Source organism: Aquimarina aquimarini (genome assembly GCF_900299535.1).
GTDB classification, from domain to species: Bacteria; Bacteroidota; Bacteroidia; order Flavobacteriales; family Flavobacteriaceae; genus Aquimarina; species Aquimarina aquimarini.
The window spans coordinates 93,285-114,414 of record NZ_OMKE01000058.1 but is presented as its reverse complement, the minus strand read 5'-3'; the positions used below and the strand labels follow the sequence as shown (position 1 = coordinate 114,414).

The window sequence follows — 21,130 nt, the reverse complement described above, 5'->3', positions numbered from 1 at the left end:
TATTACGGATTTAATATTTTTTTCAATTTTGTTTTTACTCTGTTCATCTTTACCCGAGCATTTACCTCACTAATTCCCATTGTCTCAGATATCTCTCTGTATGACTTATCTTCAAGGTATAAAAAGACCAAAGCTTTCTCTATATCATTCAACTGCTTTACTGCAACATACATCAATTTCAATTGCTCTTCTACCTCATTGTCATATTCTTCTGATTTTATCTTAAAATTTACAGTATCAAGATCTGACGTTTTGATAGTTCTCTTGGATTTTCTATATAAAGTAATTGCTGTATTTAATGCAACTCTATACATCCATGTACTAAATTTTGCGTCTCCTCTAAACTTAGGATATGCTTTCCAAAGCTGTATCGTTATTTCTTGAAACAAATCATTATGTGAATCGCTATCACTGGTATAAATACGGCATACCTTGTGCACAATATTCTGATTTTGCTCAAGACTCGCTACAAAACTATGTTCTAATTCTTTATTCACTTTGGCTAGTTACATCTTATATGTAGTCAAAAAAGTATATCTGTTACAAATAAAAATAAAAAGTATCATTTTTTGGTTACAAAAACAATGAATCTGTAGGGTATATTGCTTTATCGTTTTATCTTTGTAAAACAACATATTTCTTATGAATATACCTTATACTAACTTGCCAAGATTGGTTATCATAGGCGGTGGTTTTGCTGGAGTTGCATTAGCTCGAAAAATGGTTAAAGAAGATGTTCAGCTGGTATTATTAGACAGGCACAATTATCATACTTTCCAACCTCTTTTGTATCAAGTATCTACTGCTTCTCTTGAGCCAGATTCTATAGCATATCCATTACGTAAAATTGTAAAAAAAGGTAAAAATACTTTTTTTAGAATGGCAGAAGTAACCGCTATTGACCCTGATACTCAATTCGTACACACCAATATTGGGAGTGTCTCATATGATTATTTGGTTATAGCTACAGGAGCTCGAACCAATTTTTTTGGCAATACTACCATAGAAAATAATGCGATGCGTATGAAAAATCTACCGCAAGCATTAAATTTACGTAGTTTGATGCTAGAAAATCTTGAGCAAGCTGTTATCACTACTGATCTTGAAAAAAGAAAAGAGTTATTACGATTTGTCCTTGCAGGAGCTGGTCCTACTGGAGTAGAGCTAGCGGGTGGGATTGCTGAATTAAAACTGAATGTACTGCCCAAAGATTATCCAGATATGGATTTTGACGACATGGAAATTCATTTGATAGAAGGTGCTCCTAGAGTACTCCCCCCCATGAGTGAGCACGCATCAGAAAAAGCAACTAAATTTTTAAAAAAACTCGGAGTACATATTCACACAAATACTCAAGTAAAAAATTATGAAAATAATCTGGTAACTACCACTACAGATTTATCGCTGAAAACAGCTACATTTATATGGTCTGCTGGAGTAACAGGAGCTCCTGTTACAGGGATAAAAGCTGCATCTTTAATTCCAAGAGCCAATCGTTATAAAGTAAATGAGTTTAACCAAATAGATGGGTATGACACTGTTTTTGCTATTGGAGACATTTCTGTAATGCAAACCAAAGACTATCCAAAAGGACATCCTATGGTAGCTCAACCGGCAATACAACAAGGTGGTCATCTGGCAAAAAACCTAAAACGACATATCAGAGGTAAATCAATGATTCCTTTTTCTTATTTTGACAAAGGGTCAATGGCCACTATCGGACGTAACAAAGCTGTAGTTGACATTGGAAAGTTTAAGTTTGGAGGTTTCTTTGCCTGGTTCGTATGGATGTTTATTCATCTATGGTTTCTAGTAGGTTTTAGAAATCGATTTGTTACCTTCTTTAACTGGGTATATAATTATATTAACTATGACAAAGCTGCCAGGTTAATAGTACGGCCATTCAAAAATAAAAAAGATACGATAGAGCGGGTTTAGCCCCAAATTGACCAGATAATAAATAAGTAACCCCATCTACATCAAATTGTAAGTGGGGTTTTTATTTTCTTAATTTCAGTAGATTACATACAACTTTCCTTGCTTTTCTTAATCTGACAATGTATTTATACCATTTCCAACTTAAATTTACTCGATAAAACCGCGCCTTTTTGTCTAATACCATTTACACTTTGAATTTACCGCAATAAAATTCTCTTTTTCGCCTATGCTTCAAAATAAAAATTAACCGTAGCTAATGGCTATGCTTGAATTTTTCTTCTTTGCATAAACAAAAAATAGTTGATTTTCTTTTTACAGTAAATTCAAAGTGTAAATGGTATAATATTTCAAAATAAAACACTACCGTAGCCCTGCTATGCTTGAATTTTCTTTTTCATCTAAGTCAAAAATCCATCATTTTTCTTATGAGTAAATTTAAATCAGAACTGGTATTATTAAGACCAACAACATAGTCACCTCCTTATTATTCCACTACTCAAACACAGCACTTCCAGCCTTTTGAGATATCTTCTTTAACATCATATTATCATGAGACAGCTACAATACAGTTAGTCCTTAAAATTCTACAGTTCGGTAAAATTGAATTCTATTTTATCAGTACATAGTACATTTTTGACCTGTCAATAAAAAACAATATACTCATGAAATTACTCCTTACTTTTACTTTTATATTTCTTTTTATAGCTACGAATGCACAAACCACAATTAGCGGAAATGTAACCGATTCTTCTGGAATTCCTATTCCTGGCGCCAATGTATACCTCAACGAAACTTATGATGGCGGGTCTACTGGAGAGAATGGATCTTTTTCTTTTACTACTACAGAAACAGGAGAACAAACATTACTTATTTCTTTTCTCTCTTTTGAGACATATACACTAGTATCTGATGTTGCTGCTATGCAAAATCTAAAAATTGTACTACGAGAAGATGTTAACTCTCTTGGTAGTGTTGTTCTTAATGCAGGAACTTTTTCTGCTGGAGACAACAGCAAAACAGCTGTACTTACTCCCATAGATATTGTTACTACTGCTGGTGCAGCAGGAGATTACATAGGTGCCTTCCAGACATTACCAGGCACCTCTACTGTGGCAGAAGATGGTAGACTTTTTGTACGTGGTGGAGATGCTAGTGAGGCAAATGTATATATCGACGGGCTCAAAGTGTTTCAACCTTTTAATGCAACTACCAATAATGTCCCTACCCGAGGTCGTTTTTCGCCTTTTCTTTTTAAAGGAACCAACTTTTCTACTGGAGGATACTCTGCAGAATATGGTAATGCCTTATCAAGTGTTCTATTATTAAATACTATCGATGAGCCTAATCAGGAAAAAACAGATATTTCTATTATCAATGTAGGATTAGGTATTGGTAATACTCAACGTTGGAAAAAAAGCTCGCTTAGTGTGAATGCTTTTTATCTTAATCTAAAACCATATCAAGAAGTTATTTCGCAACGTATGAAATGGATAAAGCCTTATGAATCTTTATCTGGTGAGGCTGTATACCGTCATAAATTTGAGAACGGATTATTAAAGGTATATGGAGGAATCAATTATACAAACTTTGATCTGATTCAAGAAGACATCGATACCCCAGAAGGAATCAATTTTGCTCTAAAAAACAGAAACCTATACCTCAATACTTCTTACAAAGGTGATCTGGGTAATGATTGGACTATAACTACTGGTGCTAGCTTTGCAAATGATCATAATGATATTAAAATTGTAAATACTCCTATAGATAACAATGAGAATAGTTTTCATTTTAAACTAAAACTTAGAAAACGTTTTAGTAATAGGTTCAAACTAAATATGGGTGCAGAACAATTCATCACCACTTTTTCAGAAAAGGCGTCAATTCCTAATTTGGATACTTTCAGAAGTACTTTTAACAACACCAGTACTGCTATTTTTACAGAGGGCAATATATTTTTAAGTAAAAAATTTGCTATGCAATTAGGAGCCAGAGGGGTTCATAATAGCTTATTATCATATTCCAAAATTTCTCCCAGAGCTTCTCTAGCTTATAAAACCTCATCAAAATCTCAGATATCATTAGCCTACGGTGATTTCTATCAAAATCCACAACAAAACATATTAAAATATACCTCGACACTAGAGCCTGAAAAATCTTCTCATTATATATTTAATTACTTATATCAAAACAATAAAAGAACTCTGAGAGCAGAAGCCTATTATAAATCATATGATGCACTTATAAAATACAATACCAACACTCCAGAGTTTACTAGTTTATATAACAATAATGGTAGCGGATATGCGGCAGGATTAGATGTTTTCTGGAGAGACAACAGCTCTATAAAAAACTTTGAATATTGGGCAAGTTATTCTTATCTAGATACTCAAAGAGATTATAAGAATTATCCAGAAAAAGCAACACCTAATTTTGCAGCAAAACACAATGTATCTCTTGTTACCAAATATTGGATAGAGAACTGGAAATCTATGATAGGTACAACCTATAATTTTGCTTCAGGACGACCCTACAATGACCCCAATCAATCCATATTTCAGAATCAAAAAACACGTACCTATAATTCTCTCAACCTAAACTGGGCATATCTTATTAGCCAACAAAAAATTCTTTACCTATCAGTTTCAAATGTATTGGGATCTAATAATGTGTTTAATTATCAATACTCGAATACTCCTAATACCCAAGGAAATTTCAATAGACGAGCAATACGCCCAAATGCTGATCGCTTTTTTATTATCGGATTCTTTTGGACTATTAGTGATGATAAAAAAGATAACCAATTAGATAATTTATAAGCTAATACATCTTATCCGAAAAAAGATTGTAAACAAAATTCACAATTCATCCATATAAAATTACACTTGGGTACTTCTTAATTCATAATCAACAGAAATCAATAGACATTTACACTATAATTATAAAAACAACTACAACTATGAAAACATTAGCAGTTCTAATCGCCTTTTTCACACTTTCAATTCTCAATTCACAAACGCCGTCATCCTATGAAAAAGGAATGTCAAAAGCTTTTGAGCTATGGAAGGATAAAAAGCCTGATGAAGCAATCCATCTTTTTGAACGCATTGCCAAGGTTGAAAAAGAAAACTGGTTACCATACTATTATGCAGCTCAGGTTCATATTTTTACAACCTTTGGTTTAAAAGAAGCAGAAGCAATAGAGTCCAGATTAAAAAAAGCACAGGAATATCTAAATGAAGTAAATACAATGACCAATAACAATGCAGAAGTATTAGTTATGGAAGCAATGCTCAATACTGCATATGTATCCTATAACCCTTCTGTATACGGGATGACCTTATCTGCCAAAATTGAGCAACTATATCAAAAAGCCAAAGTGCTAGACCCCAAAAACCCTAGAGCCACTTTAAACCATGCGCAATGGAAAATGGGGAGTGCAAAATTCTTTGGCAAAGACCCTAAAACCTTTTGCCCTGAAATAGAAAAAGCTATATTGTACTTTGAAAACGAATCACACGACATCCCTTTTTACCCACAATGGGGTAAGGAACAATTATCATCTATTCAGGAAAGTTGTAAAAAAGAATAAAAAATATCTAAAATCAACCCCCGAAGATAGTTTTATAAAATAACGAACAATGAAGATTTTAAAAAAAACAGTTTCTATATCCTTGATAATTTCTATCGTAATTGCACTAATTACCTTAGTATCAAATGGGTTTAATTTTGAAGAAATTCTTACTATAAAATGGTGGATGATCTCATACACATACTGTTTCTTTTTGGCCTATCTCAATTTTTTATATTTCGATATCATCAATCATAAATTCGAATGGAAAAATCGTGGTTTACAAAGAGTTCTTATAGGTGCAGGAGGGTCTATTATCTTAACAATGATTGGGTATATACTATGTAATTTTACACTTACTGTTATTATATTCAAAAATCAAACTAGTGAACAGTTTATAGCAGATCAATCAATAAAAGAATATCTGTTCCCGTTACTACTCACTATCATTGTTTCTCTTTTTCTTCACACCGTATATTTTTATAAAGCTTTACAGGAGAAAAAGGTTACAGAACAAAAAATAATAGCAGGAACAGCGTCTGCAAAATTTGCAGCACTAAAAAACCAATTAGACCCTCATTTTTTATTCAACAGCCTAAATGTTCTTACTTCTTTGATAGAAGAAAACCCAAGAATGGCACAAAAATTTACTACTTCTTTATCAAAAGTGTATCGCTATGTGTTGGAGCAAAAGGATAAAGAACTGATTACTGTAGATGAAGAATTAAAGTTTGCCAGAACCTACATGATGCTACTACAATTACGATTTGAAGATAGTATTGTATTTGATGCGCCAAAACAAGTGGTTAACCCAGAGGCCAAAGTAGTACCTCTGTCATTACAAATTTTACTAGAAAACACAGTAAAACATAATATTGTAATGCCAGAAATGCCTCTACACATAAAAATTTACGAAAAAGATGGGTTTCTTATGGTAGAGAACAACCTACAACCCAAAGAAGTAATAAAACAAAGTAGTGGAGTTGGATTAGGTAATATACAACAGCGCTACGCATTATTGACAAAAAGAAAATTCTCTGTATACAAGACAGAAAACACTTTTATTGCAGCGTTACCAATATTAACAAAACAAGTAAAAGCAATTGATATGACAATTTCTCAAGATATAGAAACTATAAAAAAACTAAAATATAAAAGAGCAAAAGACCAGGTAAAAAAGATAAAAGATTTCTACGGTAGTCTACTCTCATACTGTATTGTTATACCATTTCTTGTATTTATTAATTACAAGACAACAGGATTTGACCTACCATGGTTTTTATTTCCAATGATTGGGTGGGGAATTGGACTCATCTTTCATGCCTCTGATGCATTTAATTTTCACATACTTGGTAAAGATTGGGAGAAAAAGAAAATTCAAAAATATATGAACAATTCTAAACATGACTAATGATGGATGATCACAAAACAGAACAAAATCGCTATAATAAAGCAAAAAAACGTGTAGAGGATGAAAAAGGGTTTTACAACCACCTTATTGTTTACATTATTATCAATATAGTAATCTTTGTGGTAAATATGAATACCAATGTAGGTTCAGGTAGATTCACTACCAATCAGAATTTTACAGAATGGTTAGACTGGAATTTATTTATTACACCAGTATTATGGGGAATCGGTTTAGCAATTCATGGAATACGAACTTTTAGAAAAAACGCTTTCTTTTCAAAAACTGTTTTTAGTAAAGAATGGGAAGAACGCAAGATTAAAGAATTAATGGATAAGGATGATTTTTAGAAATAAAACAATTTCCTAAGCCATATTGAAACCAACATAACATAGTAATAATCAACATAAACTAATAAAAAGAAATTATGAAAGATTTAGACGAACAAAAAAGATACGAAAAAGCTAAAACCCGTGTGGAAATATTAAAGAAATTCTATAACAACCTCCTCTCATATATTCTTGTAATAAGTTTTCTTGCAGGAATAAACTACTACCAAAACCAATGGAGTCATACTTGGTTTCTATGGGCTGCTTTTGGATGGGGAATCGGAATTGCTTTTCATGCAATGAAAGCCTATAGAATTAACCCTATGTTTAATGAAGACTGGGAAGAACGGAAAATCAGAGAGTACATGGATGAAGAAAAAGATGATCAAAAACAATTGTGGGAATAATTTAAAAAAACCTGTTATTTGAACATAAAAACAAACCTTAACCTATACCAAACAAATGAATGTTATAATTATTGAAGATGAAAAACCTGCTGCTAGACGCTTAAGCAGAATGCTCAGCGAACTTGATATGCAAGTGCATACAATGCTACATTCTGTAAAAGAATCTATAGAATGGTTTAGTAATAATGAGCATCCTGATCTTATTTTTCTAGATATACAGCTGAGTGATGGCTTGTCTTTTGAAATTTTTGATATAATAACTATCAAAAGTGCTATCATCTTTACCACAGCTTATGACGAATATGCTCTTAAAGCTTTTAAGCTAAATAGTATCGACTATCTATTAAAACCTATAGATGATGAGGAGTTAGAAACTGCAGTACAAAAGTATAAAGAGCAGCTCCCCAAAAAACAACAGTTGCAAGTAGATTTTGATGATATCAAAAAGCTATTAATAAACCCAATTGATCGAGTTTATAAAAAGCGATTTACTGCCAAGGTTGGACAACATCTAAAAATATTTACAGTTCAGGATATAGAATGTTTTTATTCTGAAAATAAAGGGACATATCTACATACAACTGATAATAGAAATTATTTGATTGACACCACCTTAGAATCCTTAGAAGATGAACTAAACCCTCAACAGTTTTTCAGAACTAGTAGAAAGTTTTATATAAATATCAATGCGATAAAAGATATTGTTTCATACACAAATTCAAGACTACAAATAAAATTACATCATTTCAATGACCAAGAAATTATTGTAGCAAGAGAACGTGTAAAAGACTTTAAACTGTGGTTAGAATAAAATAAGTCTGGTATTTTTAAATGTAGGTAATAAACATAGTACATCTAGTACTCCCACTGTCTTTTCTTATTCAATTCTTCTTCTGCTTCTAGTTCTTTTTGTGGAATTACTTTAAGAAAAGATGGGTGTTGCTCTATAGCATATTCTAGTTGACTTACTATATCATCTATAGAATCATTTTCATAATCAATCTTCAAAGGTTCTTTGATTACCATTGATTGTAGAATTCCTCTTTTTTTGATTCTAATTCCTTTTTTATCAAAAGATCTTCTAAATCCATCTATGACTATTGGAATAACTATAGGCTTATATTTTCTAATAATATGTGCAGTTCCTTTTCTGATAGGTTTAAAAGGTTTTGTAGTCCCTTGCGGAAAAGTAATTACCCACCCATCTTCTAAGGCTCTAGAAATATTGGTGATATCACTCATCTTTACCTGACGATTGATCTCTTTTCCCTTAGACCTCCAAGTACGCTCAACAGTTATTGCTCCAGCATAAGCCAAAATTCTTGCTAGTAACCCTGCTCTCATTGTTTCTTTTGCCGCAACATAATACAAGTTAAGTTTAGGTTGCCATAGATATCCTACATTTTTTATAGAATCCGTACGGCCACTTAAACTTGCGTTAAATACATGAAACATTGCTACTACATCTGCAAAATATGTTTGATGATTAGAAACAAACAACACATTATTATCTGGAAGATTTCTAAAAACTTCACTTCCTTCTATCTGTAGTTCATTAAAACCTCTATAACGCCTATGCGTTAACCCTCCCATAATACGGATGAGCCATTTTTTCAGAAATAATACATGTCCAAATGGATTTCTTTTAAACAGTCCCATATACTTGAAAACTCTTTTTTATTAAGAATGCCAAATATACAAAATCATAACGCTATTGATGTCTTTAAAAGCATTTTAAGCTCACTTAACATCATTGCAGTTGCTCCCCACACCACATAACCATTTAATTCAAAGGAAGGTACCTCTATATTTTTCGCGTAAGAAGTTGTTAATTTTTGAGAAGTTACATTGCCTTCATCTAATAATTCTGTCAATGGTACTTCTATCACTTTTGCTACTTCTTCCTTTTGAGCTACAAAATCAGGTCTGTTATCTGTAAATCCCAAAAAAGGATGTACCCAAAAATTAGAAGGCGGGATATATACTTTTGTCATCGATTTTATTACTGTAACTGTATCTGTATGCACTCCTACCTCTTCTTGAGTTTCTCTCAATGCTGTTGCTGTATAATTTTGATCAAAAGTTTCTGCCTTACCTCCTGGCAAAGCAATCTGCCCAGAATGTACACCCTCATATTCTGGTCTTAAAATTAATACCAGATGAGTTACTACATCCTTTGGATAAAAAAGCATCATTACGGCAGCATTACGGGCAGTATTCTCCTCTATTTTTAAACTCTTTAATTCTCGTGATCGAGCCTCAGGAGTCATGATAAAATGGGAGGCCTCTCCCGGTACTGACATTTTCTTTATTTTTGGAATCAAATTTTTAAATGTTTCAAATGTCATTTACCAAATCAATTTTATGTTTTTGTTTATTTAGCATCATTTTCTCTAATTGTGAAGATACACATTCTAAAAAAAATAAACAGAGTCCTGAAATAAATAAAGACACTGTTTCTGTTACTACTATCAAAACACAAAAAAGTGATTCTATATCGACAACTATAGACATAAACACCTCTCTGCAAAAAGAAATAGACAAAGCGCCTTTTAAACTCACAAATGAAAACCTTATTGAGTTTATGACTGCATATGGCCAAAAAAATCCAGAAACCTTGGTAAAAGTGACTACTAGATATGGTGATATTCATATACAACTCTATAAAGAAACTCCCATACATAGAGCCAATTTTATTTATCTGGTAAAGGAAAAATATTTTGACGAAACTTTTTTTTATAGAGTTGCTAAGGGGTTTGTAATACAAGGAGGTAATAGTGACCGTCAGGAGATGGCTGTAAAACGTTTTGAAATTGGAAAATACACAATCCCCCAAGAACCTGTAAAAGGTTTAAAACATGTTAGGGGCGCCGTTGCTCTATCTAAGCAATGGGTAGATAACCCATCAAATAGATCTACCCCCTATGAGTTTTTTATTGTAATTGCCAAAGAAGGAGCACCTCATCTTGATGGAGAACATACCATTTTTGGAAAAGTAGTAAAAGGAATGAAGATCGCTGATAAAATATCTAATGTACCTACTGATAGTAGTGAATGGCCAAAAGAAAATATTTTTATAAAAGCAGAAGTGATTAGGTAATGATAAAAATAAGCGAACCTAAGTTCGCTTATAGAATTTAACATGGTGAGGCAATAGTTTCACATTGACATGTATTTCTTGTTCCTACATACCATTTTACACGTTCTTTATACTCACCCATTGGGTGAGACAAACCTCCTCTTACCTGTGATATGGTCTTTTTTGTCAATTGTAATTTTTTGAAATCCTTTTTTTTCATGATATAGCTTTTTATGATTTATATCATTATATCAATGCTAATAAAAAAATGTTACCCCTTTTATAGTAAAAGATATCTTCAACCTATTGTTCTTAACATCACAACTTCTGCGTATAATAGTTATAATCTGCAATTACTTTACCTACAAACAGCAAAGGTTTTTCTTGTGGAGTTACATCCATCAAAGTGCTTACTTTTTTAGAAAGTTCGAGAATTATAGTATGATCCGCATGCCGTTTTGCATCTGTATAGATCGCCTTTATCTTACGCATTTCTTGGTCATTAAAAACAGTTACCTGCGGATATACAGCAACATAGTCTTCTGGAATATCTACCAAAATGGTTTGATGAAACTGTACTCGTTGTCGTTCGCTAATCACTGTAGTTCCTGCCGCCATATCCCCTAAGCGTTGCCCTCTTCCGTTTAATAAAATAGTAACCACAGCAACCCCACCAAATGCAAGAGTAACATCTAATAAGTGAAGTAACCATCTTATTAAATAATTTGAAAAAGCAGGTCTTGACCCGTCTAATCTGGCAACTTTTATTTTCATAGTAGCTTTACCAGGTGTTTTTCCGTCCCAAAATGTCTCCCACATCAAAAAGTATAAAAACGGAGGTAGCCCCATTGTCATCCAAAAAGCCCATTGATCACCTCTATTATCACTCAACATTCCTTTTAGAAAAATGATGATGATAAAATAAACTATGATCACCAAAAGATCAATAAGATATGCTAGAATACGTTCTCCTATTCCTGCAACGTTTTGTTGTATACTAACATTTTGAGCTGTTTCTATTTGAAAATTATCCATTATTATGTTTCTTTGATCCTCTATAATCTTCGATACATGCGTGAGGCGGCTTTTGTAAAGCAAAATAAAGATAAATGGCTAAAATTTGAAAGTGTTCTGGTAAATAATACTCAAATAACACCAGATGAGCTTTCTAATTTATATATCGAAATAACTGATCATCTTAGTTATGCTCAAACATTTTATCCCAATAGCCAAACACTTAGCTATCTAAATGGCCTAGCATCTAATGCACATCAAAAGATTTATAAGACAAAAAAAGAGAAAAAAAATCGATTATACTCCTTTTGGGTCAAAGAATTCCCATTAGAATTTTATGCATACCAAAAAGAACTATTAATTGCATTTTTGATTGCTACATTATTTACAATCATTGGTGCATATTCTTCTGCCACCGATGGTGCTTTTGCTAGATCTATATTAGGAGATGCCTATGTAAATATGACTTTAGAAAACATTGCCAATGATGATCCTATGGCTGTTTACAAAAAAATGGAAGAAACCAAAATGTTTTTAGGAATTACTATAAACAACATACGCGTTGCTCTTAATTGCTTTATTCTAGGAGTATTATTTGGTATTGGAACCATATATATGTTGATGCGTAATTTTATAATGCTAGGGTCTTTTCAGTATTTTTTTTATGAAAAAGGGTTGTTATGGGATAGTGCTCGTACGATATGGATTCATGGTACTATAGAAATTTCGGTTATCATCATTGCAGGATGCGCAGGGCTAGTAGTAGGTAACTCTATTTTGTTTCCCAAAACATATACTCGACTTACCTCTTTTGTAAGAGGAATAAAAGCAGGATTAAAAATTGTCATTAGTACAATTCCCTTTTTTGTAATAGCGGGTTTTTTAGAAGGCTTTGTAACCAGACATACAGAAATGCCAGACTGGCTTGCTGTTATAATTATATCAGGATCGCTGGCATTGATTTTATTTTATTACGTAATTTACCCTAAACAATTGTATAACAAATTGAAAAATGAATAACAACTACATAGAATTCAAGAAAAAAAGAGAATTAGGAGATATCCTGACAGATACCTTTGCTTTTTTGAGAAACAACGGTAAAATTTTGTTATCTGTATTAATGAAGACCTCTGGTATTCCATTTGTATTACTTATACTGGCATCTGCATTTTACACACATATCTCTACTTCTTTTCTAGACCCAGTAAGGTTAAGTAATAATGAGGTTACCAATATGGGAATGTTTGCTATTGCTCTTTTTGCAATGTTTACTACACTACTTATTTTTTATGGATTGTTATGTGGTACTGTCTTACATTTTATAAAGACTTATATTGATAACAAAGGAGTAGTAGATATAAATACAGTAACACAAGGAGTAAAACAAGATTTTGGAAAAATCATCGGTTTAGGGTTTCTTTCTGGTTTGATTACAGGGGTAGGGTTTTTATTATGTTTTATTCCAGGAATCTACCTTTATGTACCTATGAGCTTGGTTTTTTCTATTTTGGTATTTCGTAAAACGAGTATTTCTGATGCTATCAATGATAGTTTTTTATTAATCAAAAATGAATGGTGGATCACTTTTGCCACTCTTTTGGTTCTTGGTATTTTAATTGCTGTAATAAGTGCTGTATTTTCGATCCCAGCGATAGTTTATTCTTTTATGAAAGGATTAGCACTCGCTTCTGAAACATCAATGAATGATGCATCATCATCTATTGATTGGGTATTTATACTATTAAACACTTTATCATCGGCAGCAAAATATTTATTATATATCATAACCTCAGTAGCTACTGCTTTTATTTATTATAATCTAAATGAAAGAAAACATGCTACTGGAGCATTAGAACAAATAGATTCTTTAGGTAAATCAGAATAAATTGAAAATTCTATACTACGTATTATTATATATACCTATCCTGATGTCTGCCAATACTCAGGATAGTATTCTTACCAATATACAGCAACCTGTATATGATCTCAACTCTGATCAAAAAGCACTGGATTTTGATGATCAAAAAATAGAAGAGTTTAGATCTCAGGAAGATTTTAATTATACAGAATATCAAGAACCTGATAATTGGTGGACTCAATTCAAAAGTTGGATAAACCAGTATTTTAAAAAAATCCTAAAATCATTTTTTGGAACAGCAGTAGCTACTAGCGAGTTTTGGACCATCTTATTACATATACTAATGTATACATTAGTTATAGGAGTCTTATTTTTATTAGGGTGGTTATTTATGAGGGTAAATCCAAGAGATATGCTGCTAGAAAAGCCAACAGCTCCTCAAATATCGCTTACAGAGGATGAAGATATTATTCACAATAAAGACATACAGCAATTAATTCATCAAGCCCTACAACAAAAAAATTATAGACTGGCAATTCGGTATTATTATTTATTTGTATTAAAAAAATTATCTGATGTAGAATTGATTCAATGGGAAGCCCAAAAAACTAATACAGATTATATTAAAGAATTAACAGATGATACAGTACGTAACCAATTCAAATCTATTACTAAACTATACGATTTTATTTGGTACGGAAGTTTTGAAGTGAACGAAAAATCATATCAAAAAGCAGAAAAAGAATTTATAGCAATAACCAATCATATTCAACATTAATTTGATCTCAAAAAGTTCTAAAATATTTATCATTATTATTATTGCTATCATTGGCTTTCTTACTTACTATGAAGCTAGTGAGCCTGACCCTATTAATTGGTATCCTAGCTATGCTAAAACCGATAAAATCCCTTTAGGAACTTTTGCTTCTTACAATCTTATAAAAGAATCTTTAGCAGGTCAGGAACTTAAAGATATCAATCAACCTCCATATGAATTTCTTACAGACAACGATACTATATCAGGAACATATTGTTTTATTAATGGCTCTATACATTTTGATAAAAATGAATTAAATACAATCTTAAAATGGGTAGAAAATGGGAATACATTGTTTATTTCTGCAAAAACAATAGAAAATAGATTACTAGATACGCTCAATATAGAAACCGATAATCTATTATCTCTTGATAAAATTTCTAGCAAACCACTGGTTGAATTAACAAATAAAAACCTCAAAAATGACACTCCATTTTTATATGACCGTGATATATACAACTCCTATTTTAGTAAATTAGACTCTGCAAATACTACTGTGCTAGGAGTCTCTCAATTATACAACGATACATTAAAAATAAGTGACCCTCAAGTTAATTATATTAAACAGTCCTTTGGTGATGGAGTAATCTTACTACATACTTTTCCCGAAGCTTTTGGAAATTATTTTATACTGAAAGAAAAAAACCATCTATACACTCAAAATCTTTTGGCATATATACATCCAACCCAACATATTTTTTGGGATAATTATTATAAGTCAGGAAAAACATTTTATACATCTCCTCTTTTTTTTCTTATCAACAACAGATACCTAAAGTGGGCTTATTATTTTCTTCTTATTGGTGTTGTCCTTTTTGTAATTTTTGAAGGAAAAAGAAAGCAAAGAAGTATCCCAATTATAGTACCATTAAAAAATCAAACCCTTTCTTTTACCAGAACAATAAGTGGTATGTATTTTGAAAAAGGAAAACATAAAGAAATTGTAAGAAAACAAAACCTCTTATTTCTAGATTATGTGCGTGATGTACTTAGAATCCCAACAGACACATTAAGCCAGAAAACAATAACCGATATTGCTGCAAGAAGTAATAATAGTATTGAAGATACCAAAGTACTATTCAAATACTTTGATGAACTCGATAAAAAACCAAAGATTGAAAAAGAAGAACTAGTACGTCTATATGAGTTGATTACTCAATTCAAACAGCAATCATAGAAAAAAATATAGCATATAAACGAATTACACATGGAAAACGAAGAATTTACAAATAATACAAATCCAGAACAAGCTCCAGAGATTGAATCATCAGAGCAAAGTCTTGGTTTTGAAAACAGAATTGACCTTAGTGAATTACAGCAATCTGTCGAAAAACTAAAAGCAGAATTAGCAAAAGTAATTATTGGACAACATGATTTTATAGAATTATTGATTGTATCTCTTTTATCCAATGGACATGTGTTGATTGAAGGAGTGCCTGGAATTGCAAAAACAGTCACTGCAAAATTATTTGCAAAAACACTAAAAACTGATTTTAATCGTATTCAATTTACACCAGACCTCATGCCAAGTGATGTATTAGGTACTTCTATATTGAATATGAAAACCAGTGATTTTGAATTCAAAAAAGGACCTATTTTCTCTAATATGGTACTCATTGATGAGATCAATAGAGCTCCTGCCAAAACTCAAGCCGCTTTGTTTGAAGTGATGGAAGAAAGACAAGTTACCATTGATGGAATTAGATATCCTATGGAACCTCCTTTTATGGTATTAGCCACTCAAAATCCAGTAGAACAAGAAGGAACATATGCATTACCAGAAGCACAATTGGATCGTTTCCTCTTTAAAATTAAAGTAGACTACCCTACTCTTGATGATGAAATCAATATTTTGAAAACACATCATGAGAGAAAAACTACCAAACCATTAGAAATGATTGGTACTGTATTGACTCCAGAAAAATTAGTAGAGTTTAAAGCAAAAACTCAGGAAGTCATCATCGAAGAAAAAATACTAACATACATTGCAGAAATCGTAACCAAAACAAGAACACATCCTCATTTGTATTTAGGAGGTTCTCCTAGAGCATCAATCGCAGTTATGAACGCCTCAAAAGCATTTGCAGCAATAAACGGAAGGGATTTTGTAACACCAGAGGATATCAAAAAATCATTATTTCCAGTGCTTCGTCATCGTCTTATCTTATCACCAGAACGTGAAATGGAAGGAATGACTACAGAAAATGTGATAGAGATGATCTTGCAATCTGTAGAAATACCACGCTAGTTGTGATCAAGTTTATAAAGTCGCTATACCTAAGCCCTAGAGTATTTTATATACTCACACTTATATCAGTACTATTTTTGATATCATACTGGCTCAAACCCCTATACCCTATCGCATGGTTACTCGTATGGGGACTTATTATCATTTTTTTATTTGATATTGTTACTTTGTATACTACAAAACATGGAATTGATGCTACCAGAATTCTACCTGATAAATTCTCTAATAGTGACTTTAATGCAGTACCTATACGAATCAAAAATAAATACCGCTTTACGACTCATGTAGAAATTATAGATGAAATCCCTATACAATTCCAAAAACGTGATTTCCTAAAGAAAGGAAGTATTACTCCCAAATCAGTGTTGGATTTTGAATACTCCTTACGCCCAGTAAAACGAGGAGAATATGTTTTTGGAAACTTATACGTCTACACTATGACAAGGATACAACTTGCAAAAAGACGTTATAGCTTTGATAGCGAAGCAATGGTAAAAGTTTACCCTTCTTTTATACAAATGAAAAAGTATGATTTTTTGGCTATAGATAATAAACTAACCCAAATAGGCCTAAAAAAAATAAGACGTATTGGTCATACTATGGAGTTTGAACAAATTAAGGAATATGTTATTGGTGATGATGTTCGAACCATCAACTGGAAAGCAACAGCAAAACACGGTAACCTAATGATTAATCAGTTTCAGGATGAGAAATCACAACCAATATATTCTGTAATAGATGCCAGTAGAGTTATGAAAATGCCTTTTGATGGCTTGAGTCTTTTGGACTATGCCGTGAATAGCACCTTGGCATTTTCTAATATAGCACTAAAAAAACATGACAAAGTAGGAATGCTTTCTTTTTCTAATACAGTAAAAGATTTTTTACCATCAAGTGGAAAAAAAACATATATAAATTCTATATCTGAAACCTTATATAATGTAAAAACACAATTTTTGGATGCCGACTTTGGGTTGCTATATGCGCATATCAAACGGCAAATAAATCATAGAAGTTTATTAATGTTATATACTAATTTTGAGCATATTTCATCACTAAAAAGGCAACTTCCTTATTTACAAGCATTGGCAAAAAAACACCTATTAGTTGTTGTCTTCTTTCAAAACACAGAACTTGATCACCTTATTGAGCAAAAAGCAGACGACATGCAAACTATATACGATCAAACAATAGCTCAGCAATTTGCTTATGACAAAAAACTAATGGTAAAAGAATTACAAAAACATGGTATACAAACGGTGTTAACTACTCCAGAAAACCTAACTATTAATACAATCAACAAGTACCTTGAAATTAAAGCTAGAGGATTACTATGATTAAACCTTGGTTAACCTCTCCCGTTTCTTAAAGAGTAATATGCTACCCCCTCACCCTTAATTATATATAATAAAAATGAGTTACTTCTGTTTTTAAGAGGTAACTAAAAAGTATATTTTAATTGAAAATTCAATAAATTAAATCATTAAAAAAACACAAACATGACGATTAAAAAAACAATAATTATAGCTAGTTTTGCACTAGCAATTCTAGGAGCTTGCGCTGAAAATAAACAAGAAAAAACAGATTCAACTAAATCAGAAACTACTCAAGAAGCAGCATCCGATATTAAAAAAACTACAGAAATTGATGAAGCCGAAAAAAGAAGATTAGATAGTATCCAACAAATAAAAGAACACGGGCACGCTCATTAATTTATAGTAAAACAATGTTTAAAAACTCTACCAGATTTTTTATTTTTCTATTCCTTATACTCATTTCAATAACAGCAAATGCGCATGGGGTAGATGATAAAACGCAATCTTTCTTATTAGGTAATAAAGGAATCGCTTTTGGCTCCTTTCTATATATTGGTGCAAAACATATGATCACAGGATACGATCATTTACTTTTTCTGGTAGGGGTTATTTTCTTTTTGTATCGAACTAAAGAAATAATCTTATATGTAAGCTTTTTCACAATAGGTCATAGTATCACACTACTACTTGGTGTAATGGCAGATATTAATATAAATGCCTTTTTAATAGATGCTATTATCGCGTTATCAATTGTATATAAAGGGTTTGATAACTTAGGAGGGTTTAAGCAATTTTTTGGTAAACAACCAAATACCAAAATAGCTGTGCTTATTTTTGGATTATTTCACGGTTTTGGATTAGCTACCAAATTACAAGAATTTAAATTTGACAAGGAAGGACTTTTTATAAACCTAATCGGTTTTAATATAGGAGTAGAAATAGGGCAATTTTTAGCATTAGGACTTGTTCTCTTACTCTTAGGGATTTGGAGAAGATATAACAGTTATATCAAATTCTCTAACCTTACTAATATACTTCTCATGGCTGCAGGCTTTCTATTATTTGGATTTCAAATAACAGGATATTTTTTGACATACTACTAAATTATGACTACAAGCACTACCAACACAATGGATAAAAAGCAACTTATAAAATCAGTTTTTATAGCATTTTTTATTGGCCTTATTGTACTTATCACTGCAGTATTACCAGCAGAATACAATATAGACCCACTAGGTACAGGAAAACTTTTTGGTTTTAGTAAGTTATATGTAAATGATACTGAAGAAATAGAACAAACCAACACACAGTCTGTTTCTCTATTAAATTTTAAAAAACTAAAATTAGAAAAACTAGGGTCTCCTGCAAGTGTTCCAAAACCAATAGAAGCAGACAACCCTGCGCCATCAGAGCAATTCACTGAGAAAAACGATACTATACAAGTAACAGTTCCTGCAGGAAAAGGTATAGAATACAAGTTTAAAGCATTAAAATACGGAAGTGTAAAGTATGAATGGAGCACTACAAATGACGCTATCGTTTATATTGACTTTCATGGAGAGGTACTACAAGAAAACCCTCCAGAAAATGTGTTTTATGAAAGCTATACGCTAGCATATTCTAACAATATGGCAGGAACATTTACTGCTCCTTTTGAAGGAAAACACGGTTGGTATTTTAGAAACCACAACAAAGAAGATATTACTATAACCATAAGACTAAAAGGACAATACAAATTATTTGATAAGTAAATACTCTTTTTAACTTCTACAGTACTATCTATAAACAAAAGTTACTTACTCTCCCCCCTTCATATATAGGTTATTGATAATTACATTGGGGCAGGAAGTATTCGTTTGAAACGAACTTCTAATTTTGAAATCAACTTCGCAGCATTAAAATCTCACTTAGTAAATAAAGTATTCTAATCGTATATATAAATACTCGTAATAAAGAGTATTTTGGACACTAAACCTCTTTTTTTTAAAAGAAAGCAATAGATAAAATAAATTTTTAGCAATTATTTAATAAATAATATCAATAGCTTTTATACTTTTGTTATATCATTTCTAATTTGAGTTTGCTTATAAAAATAACATCAAATTAAAAATGGTACTATATACTATATACTATGCAAAAAACACTAACTCTAATATTTTACTTAATTTTTTGTCAAGTTTTTGGGCAATCAGATAGTAAAATTAGTTTAGGTGATTTTAACAATGATAAGGCCGTTGATACACTAAAATCCTTTTATGAAGGAGGAAGCAGTTTTGGAGGAAAGCATGTTCAGATTATAAATGGAAAAACAAACGAAATGCATGAGCTCACAAATGACGGATGTTTTTGTGAAATCAAAAAAACTATACTGATCCCCTCTGAACTTAATAAAACCGAAAATCAACTTTTTCTTGAAACAATTAAAGAACAACTGCTTCCTGAAAAAAAGAATGTTCCTGATCCTTCGCTAGATTGGATAATTAGAAGTTCATTTTCTAATAATAAACTAGATAATAACTCCTTTTTTGATCTTATCATTGATCCTCAAACTAACTGGGTAAATAATAAGTTTGAATACCCCTATAATTATTATATTGATATCAAAGGTGACACCCTTAATCAATTGCATAATACTCCTAAAAGATTTACTAAAAAAGATAATAAAGGATTCCTAGTTTATTATGCCCATAACCATTATAGAAATAAGGCAGGAGATAGCTTACAAGTTTCTGATAGTAATTCTCTTTATAAAACATTTCATACATCTCATGGAGTAGTTGTAAAAAAAGAAGATTTTTATAAATGGGTATTCATCAGTGATTTCTCACTAACGGGAGCTCCTGAAAAATTAAGATGGGAATCAATAAAATCAGTAAAGCTTTTTGATGACTATTTAATAGTTCGACAAGACCTACCTCCTACTGGTACCTATAGGTTATATGTAATAAATATTGAAACTGGTATCTGCGGAAGGGTAAAATATGATTTCTCAAGCTCCAACAACACTATTGATGATGACAAGAAAACTTCTTTGATTCAAGGAAAATCAATTATTTTAAATATTGAAGAAAAACAATTAAAATATAAGTTAAAAAATATTTTTAAAGAACTTGATGCACAACATCTAACAAAAAAATAAATACCATTT

The 21,130-nt window shown here is 31.6% G+C and carries 23 protein-coding genes; 18 read left to right on the top strand and 5 right to left on the bottom strand.

The window, feature by feature from the left end; all coding sequences use genetic code 11:
• Positions 1–2: 2 nt before the first annotated feature.
• The gene (locus DG508_RS20330) at positions 3–497 is read right to left on the bottom strand and encodes an RNA polymerase sigma factor (protein WP_108870170.1); all 495 of its coding nucleotides are present in this window, start codon (positions 495–497) and stop codon (positions 3–5) included.
• Positions 498–642: 145 nt separating this feature from the next.
• Between DG508_RS20330 and DG508_RS20325 the strand changes: the two genes are divergently transcribed.
• The 7 genes from DG508_RS20325 (at position 643) to DG508_RS20295 (ending at position 8,461) form a co-directional block, all read left to right on the top strand.
• Positions 643–1,938: an NAD(P)/FAD-dependent oxidoreductase gene (locus DG508_RS20325; protein WP_108870168.1), complete on the top strand. Its 1,296-nt coding sequence runs from the start codon at positions 643–645 to the stop codon at positions 1,936–1,938.
• A gap of 662 nt (positions 1,939–2,600) precedes the next feature.
• On the top strand, positions 2,601–4,754 hold the full coding sequence (locus DG508_RS20320) for a TonB-dependent receptor (protein WP_108870166.1): 2,154 nt from the start codon (positions 2,601–2,603) through the stop codon (positions 4,752–4,754).
• A 140-nt stretch (positions 4,755–4,894) separates the two neighbouring features.
• A complete protein-coding gene (locus DG508_RS20315; RefSeq protein WP_108870164.1) occupies positions 4,895–5,527 on the top strand; it encodes a tetratricopeptide repeat protein in 633 nt (210 codons plus the stop codon).
• Positions 5,528–5,576: 49 nt separating this feature from the next.
• Positions 5,577–6,917 carry a 2TM domain-containing protein gene (locus DG508_RS20310; protein ID WP_108870162.1) on the top strand — a complete coding sequence of 447 codons (1,341 nt, stop codon included), beginning with the start codon at positions 5,577–5,579 and terminating at the stop codon, positions 6,915–6,917.
• Positions 6,917–7,264, top strand: coding sequence for a 2TM domain-containing protein (locus tag DG508_RS20305; protein WP_199912821.1), 348 nt, complete (start codon positions 6,917–6,919; stop codon positions 7,262–7,264). Before DG508_RS20310 ends, DG508_RS20305 begins: the two co-directional genes overlap by 1 nt.
• 77 nt (positions 7,265–7,341) lie before the next feature.
• A complete protein-coding gene (locus tag DG508_RS20300; RefSeq protein WP_103865431.1) occupies positions 7,342–7,650 on the top strand; it encodes a 2TM domain-containing protein in 309 nt (102 codons plus the stop codon).
• A 55-nt stretch (positions 7,651–7,705) separates the two neighbouring features.
• Positions 7,706–8,461, top strand: a complete 756-nt coding sequence (locus DG508_RS20295) for a LytR/AlgR family response regulator transcription factor (RefSeq protein ID WP_108870158.1) — start codon at positions 7,706–7,708, stop codon at positions 8,459–8,461.
• 44 nt (positions 8,462–8,505) lie between these two features.
• On the opposite strand, the gene DG508_RS20290 is transcribed toward DG508_RS20295, so the two are convergent.
• Together DG508_RS20290 and DG508_RS20285 are read right to left on the bottom strand one after the other, a co-directional pair.
• Complete coding sequence (locus DG508_RS20290; protein WP_108870156.1) at positions 8,506–9,309, bottom strand: lysophospholipid acyltransferase family protein; 804 nt, start codon at positions 9,307–9,309, stop codon at positions 8,506–8,508.
• Between the two features lie 44 nt (positions 9,310–9,353).
• Positions 9,354–9,953, bottom strand: coding sequence for an NUDIX hydrolase (locus DG508_RS20285; RefSeq protein ID WP_234418275.1), 600 nt, complete (start codon positions 9,951–9,953; stop codon positions 9,354–9,356).
• A gap of 38 nt (positions 9,954–9,991) precedes the next feature.
• Here DG508_RS20285 and DG508_RS20280 point away from each other — a divergent pair, with 38 nt between their 5' ends.
• Positions 9,992–10,750 carry a peptidylprolyl isomerase gene (locus tag DG508_RS20280; protein ID WP_108870151.1) on the top strand — a complete coding sequence of 253 codons (759 nt, stop codon included), beginning with the start codon at positions 9,992–9,994 and terminating at the stop codon, positions 10,748–10,750.
• Positions 10,751–10,787: 37 nt separating this feature from the next.
• On the opposite strand, the gene DG508_RS21135 is transcribed toward DG508_RS20280, so the two are convergent.
• Both DG508_RS21135 and DG508_RS20275 read right to left on the bottom strand, forming a co-directional pair.
• Positions 10,788–10,949 (bottom strand): hypothetical protein, encoded by a 162-nt coding sequence (locus tag DG508_RS21135; protein ID WP_159090951.1) that lies wholly within the window; start codon positions 10,947–10,949, stop codon positions 10,788–10,790.
• A 98-nt stretch (positions 10,950–11,047) separates the two neighbouring features.
• Entirely contained in the window at positions 11,048–11,764 is a 717-nt protein-coding gene (locus tag DG508_RS20275) for an RDD family protein (RefSeq protein WP_108870149.1), read from the bottom strand.
• Positions 11,765–11,800: 36 nt separating this feature from the next.
• Here DG508_RS20275 and DG508_RS20270 point away from each other — a divergent pair, with 36 nt between their 5' ends.
• The 10 genes from DG508_RS20270 to DG508_RS20225 all read left to right on the top strand — a co-directional run bounded on the left by DG508_RS20270 (position 11,801) and on the right by DG508_RS20225 (position 21,121).
• On the top strand, positions 11,801–12,763 hold the full coding sequence (locus tag DG508_RS20270) for a stage II sporulation protein M (protein WP_108870147.1): 963 nt from the start codon (positions 11,801–11,803) through the stop codon (positions 12,761–12,763).
• Positions 12,756–13,628 (top strand): hypothetical protein, encoded by an 873-nt coding sequence (locus DG508_RS20265; protein ID WP_108870146.1) that lies wholly within the window; start codon positions 12,756–12,758, stop codon positions 13,626–13,628. Before DG508_RS20270 ends, DG508_RS20265 begins: the two co-directional genes overlap by 8 nt.
• Before the next feature lies 1 nt (position 13,629).
• Positions 13,630–14,379: a DUF4129 domain-containing protein gene (locus DG508_RS20260; protein WP_159090950.1), complete on the top strand. Its 750-nt coding sequence runs from the start codon at positions 13,630–13,632 to the stop codon at positions 14,377–14,379.
• A gap of 1 nt (position 14,380) precedes the next feature.
• Positions 14,381–15,595: a DUF4350 domain-containing protein gene (locus tag DG508_RS20255; protein WP_159090949.1), complete on the top strand. Its 1,215-nt coding sequence runs from the start codon at positions 14,381–14,383 to the stop codon at positions 15,593–15,595.
• A 30-nt stretch (positions 15,596–15,625) separates the two neighbouring features.
• Positions 15,626–16,666, top strand: coding sequence for an AAA family ATPase (locus DG508_RS20250; RefSeq protein WP_108870140.1), 1,041 nt, complete (start codon positions 15,626–15,628; stop codon positions 16,664–16,666).
• Positions 16,667–16,671: 5 nt separating this feature from the next.
• Positions 16,672–18,003: a DUF58 domain-containing protein gene (locus DG508_RS20245; RefSeq protein ID WP_108870194.1), complete on the top strand. Its 1,332-nt coding sequence runs from the start codon at positions 16,672–16,674 to the stop codon at positions 18,001–18,003.
• Positions 18,004–18,165: 162 nt separating this feature from the next.
• The gene (locus DG508_RS20240) at positions 18,166–18,378 is read left to right on the top strand and encodes a hypothetical protein (protein WP_108870138.1); all 213 of its coding nucleotides are present in this window, start codon (positions 18,166–18,168) and stop codon (positions 18,376–18,378) included.
• Between the two features lie 14 nt (positions 18,379–18,392).
• Positions 18,393–19,085 (top strand): HupE/UreJ family protein, encoded by a 693-nt coding sequence (locus DG508_RS20235; protein WP_108870136.1) that lies wholly within the window; start codon positions 18,393–18,395, stop codon positions 19,083–19,085.
• 3 nt (positions 19,086–19,088) lie between these two features.
• On the top strand, positions 19,089–19,733 hold the full coding sequence (locus DG508_RS20230; RefSeq protein ID WP_108870134.1) for a hypothetical protein: 645 nt from the start codon (positions 19,089–19,091) through the stop codon (positions 19,731–19,733).
• 380 nt (positions 19,734–20,113) lie between these two features.
• Positions 20,114–21,121, top strand: coding sequence for a hypothetical protein (locus DG508_RS20225; protein ID WP_108870132.1), 1,008 nt, complete (start codon positions 20,114–20,116; stop codon positions 21,119–21,121).
• The last annotated feature ends 9 nt before the right edge of the window (positions 21,122–21,130 follow it).